This window comes from Nocardia neocaledoniensis, from assembly GCF_003182135.1.
GTDB classification, from domain to species: domain Bacteria; phylum Actinomycetota; class Actinomycetes; order Mycobacteriales; family Mycobacteriaceae; genus Nocardia; species Nocardia neocaledoniensis.
In genome coordinates this window covers 280342-296805 of record NZ_QGTL01000007.1, presented here as the reverse complement: position 1 = coordinate 296805, position 16464 = coordinate 280342, and the positions used below count along the sequence as shown (strand labels likewise).

General features: G+C 68.8%; 14 protein-coding genes, 4 tRNA genes and 1 pseudogene. 8 read left to right on the top strand and 11 right to left on the bottom strand.

From position 1 onward, the window contains the following. Positions 1 to 92: 92 nt before the first annotated feature. The 7 genes from secE to DFR69_RS20770 all read right to left on the bottom strand — a co-directional run bounded on the left by secE (position 93) and on the right by DFR69_RS20770 (position 2709). Positions 93 to 467 (bottom strand): preprotein translocase subunit SecE, encoded by a 375-nt coding sequence (secE, locus tag DFR69_RS20800; RefSeq protein ID WP_110039239.1) that lies wholly within the window; start codon positions 465 to 467, stop codon positions 93 to 95. Positions 468 to 498: 31 nt separating this feature from the next. Continuing rightward, positions 499 to 571: transfer RNA gene (locus DFR69_RS20795), tRNA-Trp, on the bottom strand. 201 nt (positions 572 to 772) lie between these two features. Further along, positions 773 to 1846, bottom strand: coding sequence for a fused (3R)-hydroxyacyl-ACP dehydratase subunits HadA/HadB (locus tag DFR69_RS20790; RefSeq protein WP_110039238.1), 1074 nt, complete (start codon positions 1844 to 1846; stop codon positions 773 to 775). 144 nt (positions 1847 to 1990) lie between these two features. Beyond that, positions 1991 to 2161, bottom strand: coding sequence for a 50S ribosomal protein L33 (rpmG, locus tag DFR69_RS20785; RefSeq protein WP_019049401.1), 171 nt, complete (start codon positions 2159 to 2161; stop codon positions 1991 to 1993). 36 nt (positions 2162 to 2197) lie between these two features. Beyond that, positions 2198 to 2273 (bottom strand) — tRNA-Met (locus DFR69_RS20780). Positions 2274 to 2335: 62 nt separating this feature from the next. Beyond that, positions 2336 to 2408, bottom strand: a tRNA-Thr gene (locus DFR69_RS20775). A 218-nt stretch (positions 2409 to 2626) separates the two neighbouring features. After that, positions 2627 to 2709: transfer RNA gene (locus DFR69_RS20770), tRNA-Tyr, on the bottom strand. A 177-nt stretch (positions 2710 to 2886) separates the two neighbouring features. On the opposite strand from DFR69_RS20770, the gene DFR69_RS20765 reads away from it, so the two are divergent. Continuing rightward, positions 2887 to 3378, top strand: coding sequence for a YajQ family cyclic di-GMP-binding protein (locus tag DFR69_RS20765; RefSeq protein ID WP_110039237.1), 492 nt, complete (start codon positions 2887 to 2889; stop codon positions 3376 to 3378). Positions 3379 to 3393: 15 nt separating this feature from the next. On the opposite strand, the gene htpX is transcribed toward DFR69_RS20765, so the two are convergent. Continuing rightward, a complete protein-coding gene (gene htpX / locus DFR69_RS20760) occupies positions 3394 to 4257 on the bottom strand; it encodes a zinc metalloprotease HtpX (RefSeq protein ID WP_110039359.1) in 864 nt (287 codons plus the stop codon). Positions 4258 to 4294: 37 nt separating this feature from the next. Further along, positions 4295 to 5317: a polyprenyl synthetase family protein gene (locus DFR69_RS20755; RefSeq protein WP_110039236.1), complete on the bottom strand. Its 1023-nt coding sequence runs from the start codon at positions 5315 to 5317 to the stop codon at positions 4295 to 4297. Positions 5318 to 5462: 145 nt separating this feature from the next. Here DFR69_RS20755 and DFR69_RS20750 point away from each other — a divergent pair, with 145 nt between their 5' ends. The 3 genes and pseudogenes from DFR69_RS20750 to DFR69_RS20740 all read left to right on the top strand — a co-directional run bounded on the left by DFR69_RS20750 (position 5463) and on the right by DFR69_RS20740 (position 7766). Then, the gene (locus DFR69_RS20750; RefSeq protein WP_110039235.1) at positions 5463 to 6728 is read left to right on the top strand and encodes a geranylgeranyl reductase family protein; all 1266 of its coding nucleotides are present in this window, start codon (positions 5463 to 5465) and stop codon (positions 6726 to 6728) included. A 158-nt stretch (positions 6729 to 6886) separates the two neighbouring features. Further along, complete coding sequence (locus DFR69_RS20745) at positions 6887 to 7339, top strand: helix-turn-helix transcriptional regulator (protein ID WP_110039358.1); 453 nt, start codon at positions 6887 to 6889, stop codon at positions 7337 to 7339. 9 nt (positions 7340 to 7348) lie between these two features. Next, positions 7349 to 7766, top strand: a pseudogene (locus DFR69_RS20740) (VOC family protein). 36 nt (positions 7767 to 7802) lie between these two features. On the opposite strand, the gene DFR69_RS20735 reads toward DFR69_RS20740, so the two are convergent. Further along, the gene (locus DFR69_RS20735; RefSeq protein ID WP_110039234.1) at positions 7803 to 8300 is read right to left on the bottom strand and encodes a DUF2505 domain-containing protein; all 498 of its coding nucleotides are present in this window, start codon (positions 8298 to 8300) and stop codon (positions 7803 to 7805) included. 24 nt (positions 8301 to 8324) lie between these two features. Between DFR69_RS20735 and DFR69_RS20730 the strand changes: the two genes are divergently transcribed. From DFR69_RS20730 to DFR69_RS20715, 4 genes are all read left to right on the top strand, one after another. Next, positions 8325 to 8765: a DUF3592 domain-containing protein gene (locus DFR69_RS20730; RefSeq protein WP_244198374.1), complete on the top strand. Its 441-nt coding sequence runs from the start codon at positions 8325 to 8327 to the stop codon at positions 8763 to 8765. A 72-nt stretch (positions 8766 to 8837) separates the two neighbouring features. Beyond that, complete coding sequence (locus DFR69_RS20725; RefSeq protein ID WP_110039233.1) at positions 8838 to 9980, top strand: glycosyltransferase family 4 protein; 1143 nt, start codon at positions 8838 to 8840, stop codon at positions 9978 to 9980. Positions 9981 to 10013: 33 nt separating this feature from the next. Then, positions 10014 to 10727, top strand: a complete 714-nt coding sequence (locus DFR69_RS20720; protein WP_110039232.1) for a demethylmenaquinone methyltransferase — start codon at positions 10014 to 10016, stop codon at positions 10725 to 10727. A gap of 186 nt (positions 10728 to 10913) precedes the next feature. Further along, positions 10914 to 15338, top strand: coding sequence for a bifunctional nitrate reductase/sulfite reductase flavoprotein subunit alpha (locus tag DFR69_RS20715; protein ID WP_110039231.1), 4425 nt, complete (start codon positions 10914 to 10916; stop codon positions 15336 to 15338). A gap of 1 nt (position 15339) precedes the next feature. Here the strand turns inward: DFR69_RS20715 and DFR69_RS20710 are convergent, their stop codons facing one another. Then, on the bottom strand, positions 15340 to 16383 hold the full coding sequence (locus DFR69_RS20710) for an aldo/keto reductase (protein ID WP_110039230.1): 1044 nt from the start codon (positions 16381 to 16383) through the stop codon (positions 15340 to 15342). Between the last annotated feature and the right edge of the window lie 81 nt (positions 16384 to 16464).

The following is a 16464-nucleotide window of genomic DNA, read 5'->3' as shown; positions in this document are numbered from 1 at the left end:
CGCTTCCTGTGTCGTCACGTACATCTCTGGGCCCGGTCGGGGCGCGGAGCGCACTCCGCCCGGGATCGGCTACCGGCGGCGATGCTCGGCGATCAGCCGAACAACCAGTCGACACCCTTGACGAACGCTATGTCGATCCCGGCGATGAACGCGACCATGAAGACCACGAACACCAGAACGACGGCCGTATAGGTGACCATCTGCTTCCGGTTGGGCCAGATCACCTTACGCAGTTCCGCGATGACCTCTCGCAGGAACTTGAGCAGCCGCTTGAACGGGTTGCCCGTCTTGGCCTTACCGGCAGCCTTGTCCTTGCGCAAGGAGGGCCGGTCCAGCGTGGCCACCGAACCGGTGTCCGCCGGAGCATCCGACGTGCGCGCGCGGCGAGCTGTCCGCTTGCCGCTCGGCCGAGTGGCAGCGGCGGTGTCGTCGCCGTCTTCGGCGCGAGTATCCCGCTCGTCCGTCACGTCGATCCTTCCTCGTCGCTGGCATTCAGGGCAGGGGCGACAGGACTTGAACCTGCAACCTGCGGTTTTGGAGACCGCTGCTCTGCCAATTGAGCTACGCCCCTTCGGTTGGACCAGCCTGAGCCGTTGACGCCCAACCACAGTGTCGATATTCGATTATCGAGCCCTGGTGTCACACAACATGCGCGCCGCTTCCATGGGAGATCTACTCCCGGGGAAGATCAGCGCGCAGCAGCCGGTGACCCCAGAGTCCCGAGTGTACGTTACCGCGTGCCGTATTCGCCAATCCGGCACAGGCGACCAGGTCAGGACAGCTGAACGGTTGCCGTGGCGCGCCCGAAGATCTTCTTGCCCGCCGACTTCGCCGTGATGGCGACGACCGCGGTCCTGGCCTCCGGATCGACCGACTTCACCTTACCGGTGAACTCGACCTCGGCAGGCGCGTCGGAGCCGACGTAGACGGGGCTGGTGAAGCGGACGTTGTATTCCTTCACCGCGGCCGGATCACCGAGCCAGGAGGTGACGAAACCGCCGCCGAGGCCCATCGTGAGCATCCCGTGGGCGACCACGTTGTCCAGGCCGACCAGCTTCACGATCTCGTCGCTCCAGTGGATCGGGTTGGCGTCGCCGGACACGCCCGCGTAGTTCACCAGATCGCCACGGGTGAGCCGGACTGTGCGCGGCGGCAGTTCGTCTCCGGCCGACACGCTGTCGAAGGGCAGGGCGGTGGTGCTGACATAGGGCTCCGGCATCTTGGTGACCGGATCGGGGGTGATCTCGGCGTGCACGTCGAGCGGGGCGTGATGCGCGGGCTCTTCGTCGCCGAGGCCGTGCATCAGGATGTTGCGCACCGCGTCCGACATCGTGGGATCGATGTCACCGCCGCTGCGGCCGATGAGGGTGGTGTAGGTGGTGAGCACCAGCTCGTCGTCCTGCGCGGTGACGATGTTCTTCGTCACGATGATGTCGCCGCCGAAGGCCTGCCGGAACGAGTGCAGGTACACGTCACAGGTCAGCTGGTCACCCACGCGGATCGGGCGGTGGAATTCCAGGATCTGATCGGTCTGCATGATCTGGCTCAGGTCGTAGCCGGTGACGATCTCCTCGAACAGCTTGCGCTGGGCGAGGATGCCGACCAGGGAGATGAAGGTGAGCGGGGCGAGCAGACCCTCGTGACCGTTCGCACGCGCGACGTCTTCGTCCCAGTGCACCGGGTGGTAGTCCTGGACGGCACGGGCGTATTCGCGCACCTTCTCGCGGCCGACCTCGTAGTAGTCGTCGACACGGTAGTGGTGGCCGACCATCGCCGCCGCGTGCGCGGCTGGATCGAACGGTTCGGCGGCTGCGGCGGTGACCGCTTCGTCGGTTCCGGTGTTCACTGTCACAACTCTGGACCTTACTCACACGTAGCCGATCACGAGGTCGACCGGGGTGTGATCACCGCCGCGACGGGGTACTGTATCGACCCCGGAAAAGCACAAAGGCCGGACTCTCGTCCGGCCTTCGGCAGATGTTCTGGTGAATCAGCGCGACTCGCGGTGCGCCCGGTGGGTTCCGCAGTTCGGGCAGAACTTCTTCAGCTCGAGGCGGTCCGGGTCGTTGCGCCGGTTCTTCTTGGTGATGTAGTTGCGATGCTTGCACTCTTCGCAGGCCAAGGTGATCTTTGGCCGGACATCGGTGGACTTCGCGGCCACGATATGCCTTCTTTCCGGTCTGGGCTGAGTCGTTATTGGTAGCGATGGCCGGACTTGAACCGGCGACACAACGATTATGAGTCGTTTGCTCTACCGACTGAGCTACACCGCCACGGCGGACCTATTACGGTGGATGCCGGCGGGAAAGTCGGTCACCACACCGGCAATCCGGCGAGCCCCCTAACGGAATCGAACCGTTGACCTTTTCCTTACCATGGAAACGCTCTGCCGACTGAGCTAAGGGGGCATGACTACGTGGCACAAGGTCTTGATCGGCGGGCCGATCAGAGCGACCCCGTGCTCCGGCGTCCTGAAAGAGATTACACACCCTCTGACGAGAGCACCAAATCGCCTGTTCAGAGCGGGTTTTTGCGCGGTTTTCCGTACCGCTGAGCCCACCGGTGCTGGGCTGGCTGCCCCGAGAACCAAAGAACCCCGCCGATCAATGATCGACGGGGTTCGATGTGGCAGATGTAGGATTCGAACCTACGTAGGCTCTCGCCGACAGATTTACAGTCTGCTCCCATTGGCCGCTCGGGCAATCTGCCTTGTGCGCCGTCTCCGGTGCGCTGAGAAGCTTACAACGAACCCACCCCGGCAATGCAAACTGCCTGCACAGCACCCCTGCGAGCAGTGGTGCGGCACCGGTGCGGGTACAACTGTCTCGGTGGCCGGTAGACCTCCGGCCCCGGAGTTCGTCGGACCTTCATGGACAGGAGCGCAGTGTGGCTGATTCGTCATTCGACGTGGTGAGCAAGGTCGATCGGCAGGAGGTCGACAACGCGCTGCACCAGGCAGAGAAGGAGCTGAACTCCCGCTACGACTTCAAGGGCACCGACGCGGCCATCGCGTGGTCGGGCGAGGAAGCCATCGTGCTCACGGCCAACGCCGAGGAGCGGGTCAAGGCCGCGCTCGACGTGTTCAAGGAGAAGCTGATCCGCCGCGACATCTCGCTCAAGGCGTTCGACGCCGGCGAGCCGCAGGCCTCCGGCAAGGTGTTCAAGATCACCGGCACGCTGGTGCAGGGCATCGACGCCGAGAAGGCGAAGAAGATCTCCAAGAAGATCCGCGACGAGGGCCCCAAGGGCGTGAAGGCCCAGATCCAGGGCGAGGAGCTGCGCGTCAGCAGCAAGAAGCGCGACGACCTGCAGGCCGTGATCAGCCTGCTCAAGGGCGAGGACTTCGGCATCGCCCTGCAGTTCGTGAACTACAGGTAGGTGGGCCGGCGGCGCTCAGTGCAGGTGAGTGCCGCCAGCCATCTCTTCCAGGCGCTTGATGCGCTCCTCCATCGGCGGGTGCGTGGAGTACCAGCGGGCGATGCGGTCGCCCGCCCGGAACGGGTTGGCGATCATCAGGTGCGATTCACTGGTGAGCTTCGGGTCCGGCGGCAGCGGGGCCACCTGCACCCCGCGCTCGATCTTGCGCAGCGCCGAGGCCAGGGCCAACGGGTCGCCGGTGAGTTCGGCGCCGGACTGATCGGCCTGGTACTCCCGCGACCGCGAGACCGCCATCTTGATCAGGCCCGCCGCGATCGGGCCGAGCAGTGAGACCAACAGCACCCCGATGACGTTCGGACCGTTGCCGTCCCTGCTGCCGAACGAGCTCGCGAAGAAGGCCATGTTGGCCAGGCCCGTGATGATCGAGGCCATCGCGCCCGCGACCGAGGAGATCAGGATGTCGCGGTTGTAGACGTGCGAGAGCTCGTGGCCGAGCACCGCGCGCAGCTCCCGCTCGTCGAGCAGCTGCAGGATGCCGCTGGTACAGCAGACGGCGGCGTGCCGGGGGTTGCGGCCGGTCGCGAACGCGTTGGGCGCGTTGGTCGGGCTGATGTAGAGCCGCGGCATGGGCTGGCGGGCCGTGGTCGCGAGCTCCCGCACGATCCGGTAGATGACCGGCGCCTCGAGCTCGCTGACAGGTTGCGCGTGCATCGCCTTCAACGCCAGCTTGTCGCTGTTGAAATAGGCGTACGCGTTCATCCCGACGGCCAGCACGATCGAGATGACGAGGATGGCCGGGCTGCGGAACATCGCCCCGATGGCGACGATCAACGCCGACAGCCCGACCATCAATCCGAAGGTCTTGATCCCATTGGGCATGTTGAGAAAACGTGCCTGACCCGGCAATAGTTCCTGGTCAGCCGACCCGTTCGATGGTGTATCTGACCAGGCGGGTGAGGGCGTCGTTGGCCGGGCCCGCGGGCAGGGCCGCCAGCTCGGCGTCGGCCAGGTCGGCGTATTCCTGCAGCTTCTCCTTGGCCTTGACCATGCCGGGGGAACGGCGCAGCAGCTCCAGCGCCTCCTCCACCTCGGCGTCGGCCTCGAGCGGGTTCGCCAGCAGGGTGCGCAGGCGGTCGCCGTCGGCGCCGGACTCGCGCAGGGCGTACAGGACCGGCAGGGTGTGCACGCCCTCGCGCAGGTCGGTGCCCGGGGTCTTGCCCGACTGCTCGGCCGAGGACGAGATGTCGATGATGTCGTCGGAGATCTGGAAGGCGGTGCCCACCGCGTCGCCCAGGCGCGCCAGCCGCTCGACGTGCTCGGGGCCCGCGCCGGAGAAGGTGCCGCCGAAGCGGCCCGCCGCCGCGATCAGCGAGCCCGTCTTCTCCCAGACGACGCGCAGGTAGTGCTCCACCGGATCCTGGGACTGCTTGGCGCCCATGGTTTCCCGCATCTGCCCGGTGACCAGCTCGGCGAAGGTCTCGGCGATGATGCGAACCGCGTCGGGCCCGAGCGTCGAGGTGAGCCGGGAGGCGTGGGCGAACAGATAGTCGCCGGCCAGGATGGCGATGTTGTTGCCCCAGCGCGAGTTGACGCTCTCCGCGCCGCGGCGCTGGGTGGCCTCGTCCATGACATCGTCGTGGTACAGGGTGGCCAGGTGCACCAGTTCCACCACGGTGCCCGCCGTGACCAGCGCGGGGTCGGTGGGATTGGGGCCGAGCTGGCCGGTCAGCACGGTGAACAGCGGGCGGAAACGCTTGCCGCCCGCGCGGGCCAGGTGCAGCGCCGCTTCCTGCAGGAATTCCTCGCCGTCGGAGAGTTCGTCGACGAGCAGCTGCTCGACCGCGGCCAGGCCGTCGCGCACGGTGGCGGCGAGTTCGGGATCGACGAGGTCCACCCCGGCGACCACGGTGCTCTCGTCGCTCACAGCCGATGTGCTCATTATCTTCTCCCAGCGATGCGTCCGACCCCGACGGGTAGCAACCTAGCGTGTTCTGGCGCAAGGGCCGATGAACACGGTCACACAGTGACTATTCCCGGTGTACCCGACACTCTCGCACAGCGGCCGGGGGTGCCAGTATTGAGCCATGGGTTCACCGGATTCCGCCCCCGCAGAACAAGCCGTCCTGCCCAGCGCCGTCGAGGTGCTGGTCGTCGGGGCCGGGCCCGCCGGTTCGGCGTCGGCCGCCTGGGCGGCGCGCGCCGGACGCGATGTGCTGCTGCTCGATTCCGCCGTGTTCCCACGGGACAAGACCTGTGGTGACGGGCTCACCCCGCGCGCCACCGCCGAGCTGGAGAATCTCGGCCTCGGCGAATGGCTGCGGGCGCACACGGTGAACCACGGCCTGCGGATGGCCGGCTTCGGGCGCGAGGCGCTGCTCCCCTGGCCGGGCGGGTCGTTCCCCACCTATGGAAGCGCCGTCCCCCGAACCGAACTCGACGACAAGCTGCGCGAGACCGCGGTGAAATCCGGTGCGCGGATGGTCGACGGCGCCAAGGTCATCGAGGTGCTGCGCGACGGCGAGCGGGTCACCGGCGTGTCGGTGCGCATCGGCGCGGACACGCACACGGTCCGCTGCCGGGTGCTCGTGGTGGCCGACGGGGTGCGCTCCCCCATCGGCAAGCAGCTCGGTCGCACCTGGCATCGCCGCTACGCCTACGGCACCGCCGCGCGCGCCTACATCAAGTCCGGGCGCAGCGACGACCAGTGGATCTCCTCGCACCTGGAGCTGCGCAACGCCGAGGACGCCCTGGTGCCCGGTTACGGCTGGATCTTCCCGCTCGGCAACGGCGAGGTGAACATCGGCGTCGGCTCGCTGGCGACCGAGGCGCGGCCCTCCCATATCGCGCTCAAGCCGCTGCTCGAGCACTACACCCGGCTGCGACGCGAGGAATGGCAGCTCGAGGGCGAGCTGCGCGCGGTGGCCTCGGCGCTGCTGCCGATGGGCGGCGCGGTCTCCGGCGTGGCCGGGCCGAACTGGCTGCTGGTCGGTGACGCCGCGGGATGCGTGAACCCGCTCAACGGCGAGGGCATCGACTACGGGCTAGAGGGCGGGCACATGCTGTCGGGCCTGCTCGACGAACCGGACCTGAGCCGGGTCTGGCCGGAGCTGCTGCGCGCGCGGTACGGGCGCACGTTCTCGGTGGCGCGCCGGATCGCGGGGCTGGCCACCCACCCGAAGATGGTTCCGCTCGGCGGGCCGCCGGTGATGCGGTCGAAGTACCTGCAGCGCACCGCGGTTCGGGTGATGGGAAACCTGGTCACCGACGAGGACGTCGACTTCACGGCCCGTGCGTGGCGCGCGGCGGGCCGTGCCTCCCTGCGGGCCGACGACCGCGCGCCGTTCAGCTGACACCGTGCGCGCGAGCACACCGGTGAGGTGCGAACGGGCGGATCGGATACCGGCGCGCGACGAGGCGTGCCGATGAGCGGGCCGCGTGATCGGGCACCCGTGACCGACGGCATCCCGGGGTGCGACCGCGGGCCGGTGCGGGCGCCGTCATGAGCGCGATGGCCCGTCGACCGGTGCTGGCGCTGCTGCCGCATCTGCGCACCGCCCACGATCTGATCGACCGGAATTACGCCGATCCGCTCAACCTCGATGAATTGGCCGGTGCCGCAGGTGTTTCCAAGTACCACTTCCTGCGCGCCTTCGCCGCCGTCTACGGCCGCACCCCGGCGGTGTATCTGACCGAGCGCCGGATCGAACGGGCTCAGGACCTGCTGCGCGCCTCCAATCTCACGGTGACCGAGGTGTGCATGATGGTCGGCTATTCGAGTCTCGGCTCGTTCAGCGCCAAGTTCCGTCAGCTCGTCGGGGTCTCGCCGAGCGAGTACCAGGCCCGCTTCGCCGACGGGGCGCCGCACATTCCCGGCTGCTACGTCTTCATGCACGGGCTCTCGGATCGGGTGCGGCCCGACACCGCAATTTCGGAGAAGCCGGGTGAGGAGGCCACGCCATAGCCTCGGATCATGACAACGATTACGAACGTTTCCCTGGTCACCGTGTACGTCACCGATCAGGACGCCGCCAAGCGGTGGTACATCGACAAGCTCGGCTTCGTGGAGACCGCGGATGTGAGCATGGGCGACAACGGCTTCCGCTGGGTCACCCGTCGCGCACCCCGATCATCGCGAACTCGAGGTCACCCTGATGGTGCCCGGACCGCCGCTGACCGACGACATGGCCGACGCCGTCCGGCGCTCACTCGCGTCCGGCACCCACGGCGCGCTCGGCCTGCGGACCGCCGACTGCCAGAAGAGCTACGAGGAGCTCACCGCGAAGGGCGTCGAATTCATCCAGCCGCCGTCGGAGCGCCCGTACGGCACCGAGGCCGTCATCCGCGACAACTCCGGCAACTGGCTGGTCCTGGTCGAGCCCCGCGAGTGAGACGGTGCCGCCCGGACGCGGCGGCACCGTCGACGCCTACAGCTTGGCGAACCAGCCTTCGATGAACTTGCGCTCGCTGTTGAGCACCCGCTGATGCAGTTGCTCGGCCAGCGGCTCGATCGCCCCGCCGACCAGCGGCACCTTCACGGTGACGGTGCCGACGACCTCGATCTCGCTGCCCTCGGCGGTCGGGCGCAGTTCATAGGTGCCCGACATCTCGGTGTTGATGCCGCCGGTGTGGCCGGTGAAGCTGCCCTTGGCGACCTCACCGGTCAGCGGCTGCCAGTTGTCGGTGCGCGAGAGCACCAGATCACTCTTGAGCACCTTGCGCACCAGGCCGGGAACCTTGTCCTGGCCGGGCTTTTCAGTCATATGGAGGCGAATCGAACCCGGCCCGTCCGGATGGGAGAGTTCGAGGGTCGCGGTCTCGGCGCCGGCGAAGCGCTCCTGCCAGACCGCATCGTCGACGAGTGCCCGGTGAAGATCTTCGACCGGGACGGCGTAGGGCACGGTGAAGCTGAATTTTCGGGACATGCGCGCAACGGTACTGTGTGCCGGGTGTCGGAAGTGAGCCTGTCGGATCGGCGATCCAAGCGCCTGCGACGGGCGCGCACGTCGGTGCTCGGCATCGCCACCGTGATCAGCGTGCTGATGGTGTTGCTGGTGCTCGCGGCCTGGCGCAACGACTACGAGATCGAGCGGCATCGCGGCGTCACCTCCGGTGAGGTGCTCTCGGCGGGACGGCTGCGCTCGGCCGTCATGTACGTGACGCCCGACGGCGTGACGCACAACCCGAAGGTCGGCATTCTCTATCCGACCAACCTGACCGCGGGTCAGCGGATCAACGTGGAATACAGCACCCGCGACCCCGATCTGGTCCGGGTCGCGGGGCGCGACGCGCAGGTGGCGATCATTCCGGCGGCGTCGGTCATCGTGGTGACGTGGGCGCTGGCGCTGCCGGTGCTGTGGCTGATCCGGCGCAAGCAGCGCGAGGCGTAACTTCTCCTGCTGTTCGTCCCGGCTTCACGTCGGTGTGGGGGTGTCGCGCGGTGTGGCGGTCACCCTGGAATCGTGCGCGTAGCCATCGTGGCGGAGTCCTTTCTGCCGAACATGAACGGCGTCGTCAACTCCGTGCTGCGGGTGCTCGATCACCTGGATCAGCACGGGCACGACGCGATGATCGTGGCGCCCGACACCCTGCGCGGTGTGCCACCGGCCCCGCGTTTCCACGGCAGATTCCCGGTGCACCGGGTGCCGGCGATGATGGTGCCCAAGGTCAGTTCGCTGCCGGTGGGGCTGCCTCAGCCGGGCATCACCGCCGCGATCGCCGCCTTCGATCCGGATGTGGTGCACCTGGCCTCGCCGTTCCTGCTCGGCGCCGGCGGTCTGGCGGCCGCCACCCGGCTCGACCTGCCTTCGATCGCGGTCTATCAGACCGACGTGGCGGGATTCGCCAAGAGTTACGGGCTCGGGCTGGCCACGCGGGCGGCGTGGGCCTGGACCCGCCGCATCCACGAGGGCGCCACCCGCACCCTCGCGCCGTCCTCGGCGGCCGCGCAGGACCTGGCCGACCACGGCATCCCGCGCGTGCATCGCTGGGGCCGCGGCGTCGACATCGACCGGTTCAACCCGGCCGCCCGCAGCGACGAGTTGCGCGCGAGCTGGCTGAGTTCGAGCGACAAGCTGGTCGTCGGGTTCGTCGGCAGGCTCGCGCCGGAGAAGCACGTCGAGCGGCTGGCCACCCTGGCCGGTGACCCGTCGATCCAGCTCGTCGTGGTGGGCGACGGTCCGGAACGGGCGCGGCTGAGCAGGCTGATGCCCGACGCGATCTTCACCGGCGAGCTGGGTGGCGGCGAGCTGGCCACGCACTACGCGAGCCTGGACGTGATGGTGCATCCCGGCGAGCACGAGACGTTCTGCCAGGGCGTGCAGGAGGCACTGTCCTCGGGCGTGCCCGTGATCGGACCCGACGCGGGCGGGCCGCGCGACCTGATCGCGCACTGCCGCAACGGGTATCTGCTGCCGGTCGATCGGTTCGCCGAGCTGCTGCCGAGCGCGGTGTCGGCGCTGCGCGATGCCAGCCAGCGGGCACGGTTCGCGGCGGCGGCGCGCAAGTCGGTGCTGCACCGCACCTGGCCCGCGATCTGCACCGAGCTCATGACGCACTACGCCGACGTCACCGGGATGCGCGACCAGTTGCGGCGCTCAGCCTAGAGCGCCGCGCCCACCGACGGATAAGCTCGAATCGTGGCGACAACAGAGCAGCGTGAACCGATTCGGGCTTCGCTGGACAAGCAACCCCACGAGGTCGCGTCGATGTTCGACGGTGTGGCGAAGCGCTACGACCTCACCAACACGGTCATCTCCGGTGGCCAGGATCGGTACTGGCGGTGGGCGACGCGGCGCGCGCTCGCCCTGCGCCCCGGCGAGCGGGTCCTCGACCTGGCCGCGGGGACCGGGGTCTCGACCGTCGAACTCGGCAAATCCGGCGCCTGGTGCGTGGCCGCCGACTTCTCCCAGGGCATGCTCTCGGCGGGCCGGTTCCGGCAGTTGCCGATGGTGGCGGGCGATGCCATGGCCCTGCCCTTCGCCGACAACTCCTTCGACGCGGTGACCATCTCCTTCGGACTGCGCAATGTCGCCGACATCGACGTGGCACTGCGGGAGATGCTGCGGGTCACCAAGCCGGGCGGCCGCGTGGTGGTGTGCGAGTTCTCCACCCCGGTGTTCGGGCCCTTCCGCACCGTCTACATGGAGTACCTCATGAAGGCGCTGCCGAAGGTGGCGCGCGCGGTGAGCTCCAACCCCGACGCCTACGTGTACCTGGCGGAATCGATCCGCGCGTGGCCGAACCAGCGCAGGTTGGCCCGGCGGATCGCCGACGCGGGCTGGGACTCCGTGCAGTGGCGCGACCTGACCGGCGGTGTAGTCGCGCTGCACCGCGGCTACAAACTGGGCTGAATCCGCTGCGGAGAGCGGGGTGAGAACGGTCACCCCGCCAGCGGCGCCCGCAGGTTCCCCTGCGCGGAATGCGCCCTGATCAGGGCCGATATTCCACACCTCACCTCACCGCGGAAATTCTGGTGTGTGAGGTCGATTGTCACCTGGACATAACGTTCGGTAAATCGAGCGCAACGCCGGGTACGGATGATCGGTGGCATGACAGCCGACTTCCGCGACTCAGGCACTGTGCGCACACAGTGCTCGTATTGCGGCGTCGGGTGCGGCATTACCGTCCAGACAAAGACTGATCAGTCGGGTGCGCGGCTGATCGCGAAGGTCAGCGGGGACAAGCTGCATCCGGCGAACGCGGGCAGACTGTGCACCAAGGGCGCCACCCACGCGGAGATGATGGCCGCCCCCGGCCGGATGGACACCGCCTACCACCGGCCCGAACGCGGACAGGTGCCCGTGCCGTTGCCGGTCGACGAAGCCGTGCACGAGACCGCCGCGCGGTTGCGCGCGATCCTCGACGAGCACGGTCCCGACGCGATCGCCCTCTACGTCTCCGGGCAGATGTCGCTCGAGGCCCAGTACCTGGCCACCAAGCTGGCCAAGGGCTACCTGCGGACCAAGCACATCGAGGCCAACTCGCGGCTGTGCATGGCCAGCGCGGGCACCGGCTACAAGCAGTCGCTCGGCGCCGACGGCCCGCCCGGCTCCTACGACGACTTCGAGCACGCCGACCTGTTCTTCGTCTCCGGTGCGAACATGGCCGATTGCCACCCGATCCTGCACCTGCGGATGGCCGAGCGGCTCAAGGCCGGCGCCAAGCTGATCGTGGTCGACCCGCGGCGCACCGAGACCGCGGCCCGCGCCGACCTGTTCCTCCAGATCGCGCCCGGCACCGACCTGGCGCTGCTCAACGGCCTGCTGCACCTGCTGGTCGCCGAGGACGCGATCGACCCCGCCTTCATCGCCGAACACACCGAGGGCTGGGACGCCATGCCCGCGTTCCTCGCCGACTATCCGCCCGACCGGGTCGCCGGGATCACCGGGCTGGCCGAGGCCGACATCCGCACCGCGGCGCGGATGATCGCCGAGGCCGGCGAGTGGATGTCGCTGTGGACGATGGGTCTCAACCAGTCCACGCACGGCACCTGGAACACCAACGCGCTGATCAACCTGCACCTGGCGACGGGCGCGATCTGCCGCCCCGGCAGCGGCCCGTTCTCGCTGACCGGCCAGCCCAACGCGATGGGCGGCCGTGAGATGGGCTACATGGGCCCCGGCCTGCCCGGTCAGCGCAGCCTCCTCTCCCCCGCCGACCGCTCCTTCGTCGAAACCGCATGGGGTCTGCCGGCCGACACCCTGCGCACCGAGTCGGGGCCGGGCACCATCGAGATGTTCCGTGGTCTCGCCGAGGGCGCGATCAAGGCCGCGTGGATCATCTGCACCAACCCCGTTGCCACCGTGGCCAATCGCAAGACGGTGATCGCGGGCCTGGAGGCAGCCGAACTCGTCGTCGTGCAGGACGCCTACGGCGAGACGGCCACCAACGCCTACGCCGATCTGCTGCTGCCCGCGACGCTGTGGGCCGAGTCCGACGCGGTGATGGTGAACTCGGAGCGCAACGTCACCCTGCTGCGGCAGTCGGTCGATCCGGTCGGCGACGCGCGACCGGACTGGCTGCTGATCGCCCAGGTCGCCACGGCCATGGGCTTCCCCGGCTTCGACTTCGCTTCCAGCGCCGAGGTTTTCGCCGAGATCACCCGGTTCACCAACCCTGCGACCGGCTACGACCTCAGCGGCATGAGCTACGACCGGCTGCGCGAAGGCCCGATGCAGTGGCCCTGCCGCGACAGCGCGACCCCGCGCAACCCGATCCGCTACCTCAACGACGGCGTCCACCAGCCGCTGCACGTCGACGCCGACGGCACGACGCCGCGCCTGGCGTTCGCCACCCCGAGCAGGCGCGCGGTGTTCTTCGCCCGCCCGCACCTGCCCGCCGCCGAACTCCCCGACGACGACTATCCGTTCCTGCTCAATACCGGCCGCCTGCAACACCAGTGGCACACCATGACCAAGACCGGCAAGGTCGCCAAGCTGACCAAGCTCAACGGCGCGCCGTTCGTCGAGGTGCACCCCGAGGATGCGCGACGTCTGGACCTGCGCCAGGGCGATCAGCTCGAGATCGCCTCCCGCCGTGGCCGGGCCGTGCTGCCGGTGCAGATCAGCGATCGGGTGCGGCCCGGCGATTGCTTCGCTCCTTTCCACTGGAACGACGAACAGGGTGAGTATCTGACCATCAATGCCGTGACCAACGACGCCGTCGACCCGGCCTCGCTGCAGCCGGAGTTCAAGGCCTGCGCGGTGGCGCTGCGCCGCGTCGGACCCGCCCCCACGCCTGAACAGGAACCGGCGCAACCCGTCGCGGTGGGAGTGCACCCGTTGGCCGGGATCCTCGGTCTGGACGCGCCCGCCTCCCCGACGCTCGCCGAATCCGAACGCATCTACCTGGGCGGCTATCTCGCCGCACTGCAATCGCTGCCGGTGACCGGGCAGCCGGTACTGCCCACCACCGCACCGCTGTCCGCCCAGACCCGCCTGTGGGTCGACGGGCTGCTGGCCGGAATGTATTCGCGCTCCACCGGATCCGTCGCCGAACCCGCGACCGGTGCAGCCGCACCCACGCCACCGGTGACGGTTCTGTGGGCTTCCCAGACCGGCAATGCCGAGGAGCTCGCGGCCACCGTCGCCGCCCGGCTGACCGACGCCGGCTTTCTCCCGTCCCTGCTGGACATGGACTCCTGCGACCTGTCCACCCTCACCGGCGACGTCCTCCTCGTCACCAGCACCTTCGGCGACGGCGGACCACCCGACAACGGTGCCGACTTCGCCACCCGCCTGGCCGACAGCGCCACCCGTTTCCCTGCCGTCCGCTACGCGGTCTTCGCGCTCGGCGACTCGTCCTATGACGACTTCTGCGGCCACGGCCGCACCCTCGACCGCTTGTTCGCCGAGCACGGCGCGCAGCGCATGCTCCCCCGCGTCGACTGCGAACCAGACTTCGCCGATGCCGCCGACCAGTGGCTCGACGATGTCCTGACCGTGCTGTGCGAGCCGGGGCCCGGTCGTGAGGGGACAGCGCCCGCCGGTGCGCCGACCCAGCCGACCGGTTCGGCGCCGAGCGACGACCTTTCGCCGACGGCGGGCGGACCGAACGGCGGAGCATGGACCTCGTCGGCCCACCCGTCGTCCGCCCCGCTGACGACAGGCCCGGGATCCGCGGGGTCATCCGCCCCGGGCGGGCCGCACGCCGCGCCCGCGGCGCGCACATCGTGGCCGACCGGCTCACCGAGCTCGGGGTCAGCGCGTGGGGGTGTGACCGCCCCCGCGGCACGGTGGCCGAGCGGCTCCCCGAGCCAGGCGACAGCCCGGGGAGGCGCGACCACGCTGCAACGTGTCCCCGCCTCCTCGCCCGGCCGCGTCCAGCGTGGCACTCCGATGCCGTTCACCCGGCAAGCCCCGGTCCGGGCGACGCTCGTGCGCAACGACGTCCTGAGCGCTCCGGGCTCGCCGAAAGAGGTGCGCCGCTTCGGTTTCGACCTGCGCGATCTCGAAGCGAGCTACGAGGTGGGCGACTCGCTCGGCATCCTGCCCGAGAACTGCCCCGGTCTCGTCGAGGAATGGCTCGCCGCGACCGGCTTGGACGGCCGTCGTGTGGTCGAGCTCGACGACCGCGACCTGCCCCTGGCCGAGGCACTGCGCACGCACTACGACATCACCAAGGTCAGCCAGGATCTGCTCGGTTTCATCGCCGAACGCAATCCCCATCCGCAGCTGGCGAAGCTGCTGCGCCGCGACAACCGCAATGAACTCGCCGGCTACCTCTGGGATCGACAGGTCGTCGACGTGCTGCGTGACTTCCCGGTGCGCACCGATCTGGTCGACTGGCTCGGCACCTTGAAAAAGCTGCAGCCGCGCCAGTATTCGATCTCCTCCAGCCCGCTGACCGACCCCGATGAGGTGCAGCTGACCGTCGGCGTGGTCCGCTACGGCGAGCCGAGCGGCGACACCGCCCGCCGCGGCGGCGTGTGCTCGACCTTCCTGGCCGACCGGGCGGGTACCGAGGTGCCGATCTTCCTGCAGCGCGCGCCGCATTTCCGCCCACCACTCGACCCGAACACACCGATGATCATGGTCGGCCCAGGCACGGGTATCGCTCCCTTCCGTGGTTTCCTGCAGGAACGCCGGGCCGTCGGCGCGACCGGACGCAACTGGCTGTTCTTCGGCGACCAGCACGCCGCCCAGAACTTCTACTACCGCGCCGAGCTGGAGGACATGTTCCGCTCGGGCTTCCTCACCCGCCTCGACCTCGCCTTCTCCCGTGACCAACGCGAGCGGATCTACGTGCAGCACAGGATGATCGAACACGGCGCCGAGTTGTGGGCCTGGCTGCGCGACGGTGCACACTTCTACGTCTGCGGCGACGCGGCGCGCATGGCGAAGGACGTGGACGACACCCTGCTCCGGATCGCCCAGATCCACGGGAAGCTGGACGAGGCCGGCGCCCTGGCCTTCAAGAAGCAGCTCGTCGCCGAGAAGCGGTACGTGCGCGACGTGTACTGAGTCAGGCCGCCCGGACCGCGGGCGGGTTCAAGCGGGTGAAGTCGGGCAGCCGGTGGTACGGGTAGTACGGGTACGGCGGGGTCGTCGCGCTCGCCGCGTCGAGGGCGGCGCGATGCTCGGCGTCGAGCTGCCAGCCGATGGCTCCGAGGTTCTGCCGCAACTGTTCCTCGTTGCGGGCACCGATCAGCACGGACGCGACGGTGGGCCGGGTGAGCAGCCAGTTGAGGGCGATCTGCGGGACGCTGCGCCCGGTCTCGGCGGCGATCCGGTCGAGCACGTCGACGATGTCGTAGAGGCGTTCGTCGTCGACCGGCGGCCCGGCCTGGGCGGTCTCGTGCAGTCGGCTGCCCGCCGGAAGGGGTTGGCCGCGACGGACTTTGCCGGTGAGCCTGCCCCAGCCGAGCGGGCTCCAGACCACCGCGCCGACGCCCTGATCGGTGCCGAGCGGCATCAGTTCCCACTCGTAGTCGCGCCCCACGAGCGAGTAGTAGACCTGGTGGGCGACCGGCCGTTCCAGCCCTAGTTCTTCGGCCGTGGCCAGCGTCTTCATCAGCTCCCAGCCGGCGAAGTTGGAGACACCGAGGTAGCGGATCTTGCCCGCGCGCACGAGATCGTGCAGCGCCGTGAGGGTTTCGACCAGCGGGGTGCCCGCGTCGAAGGCGTGCAATTGGAACAGGTCGAGATAGTCGGTGCCCAGCCGCCGCAGCGACGCGTCGACCGCGCGGATCAGCCGGGCCCGGCCGGCACCGGCCTCGTGCGGGCCCGGTCCGGTGGGCAGCGCCGACTTGGTCGACAGCAGAACCTGTTCGCGCCTGCCCTTGATCGCCGCGCCGAGCACCTCTTCCGAAGCGCCGTCGGAGTACACGTCCGCCGTGTCGAACAGCGTGACGCCCGCCTCCAGACTGATGTCGACCAGGCGCCTGGCCTGTGCCGCGTCGGTATCGCCCCAGGCACTGAACAGGGCGCCGCGGCCGCCGAAGGTGCCCGCGCCGAAACCGAGCGCGGGGACGTGCAGACCCGATGCGCCGAGTCGCCGGTACTCCATGAGAACTCCTAAAGGGTCTATAGTTCCGTTAACAAGAGCGACAGTACACCCGATTCGCGCTAAATGAAACAGGAGTTCCAT

What these genes read in the sequence shown, in the direction of transcription:
- htpX (WP_110039359.1), bottom strand. Translation starts at nt 4,257, where the DNA reads ATGCCCAATGGGATCAAGACCTTCGGATTGATGGTCGGGCTGTCGGCG.
- DFR69_RS20735 (WP_110039234.1), bottom strand. Translation starts at nt 8,300, where the DNA reads ATGTCCCGAAAATTCAGCTTCACCGTGCCCTACGCCGTCCCGGTCGAA.
- DFR69_RS20750 (WP_110039235.1), top strand. Translation starts at nt 5,463, where the DNA reads ATGGGTTCACCGGATTCCGCCCCCGCAGAACAAGCCGTCCTGCCCAGC.
- DFR69_RS20755 (WP_110039236.1), bottom strand. Translation starts at nt 5,317, where the DNA reads ATGAGCACATCGGCTGTGAGCGACGAGAGCACCGTGGTCGCCGGGGTG.
- DFR69_RS20715 (WP_110039231.1), top strand. Translation starts at nt 10,914, where the DNA reads ATGATCGGTGGCATGACAGCCGACTTCCGCGACTCAGGCACTGTGCGC.
- DFR69_RS20710 (WP_110039230.1), bottom strand. Translation starts at nt 16,383, where the DNA reads ATGGAGTACCGGCGACTCGGCGCATCGGGTCTGCACGTCCCCGCGCTC.
- DFR69_RS20745 (WP_110039358.1), top strand. Translation starts at nt 6,887, where the DNA reads ATGGCCCGTCGACCGGTGCTGGCGCTGCTGCCGCATCTGCGCACCGCC.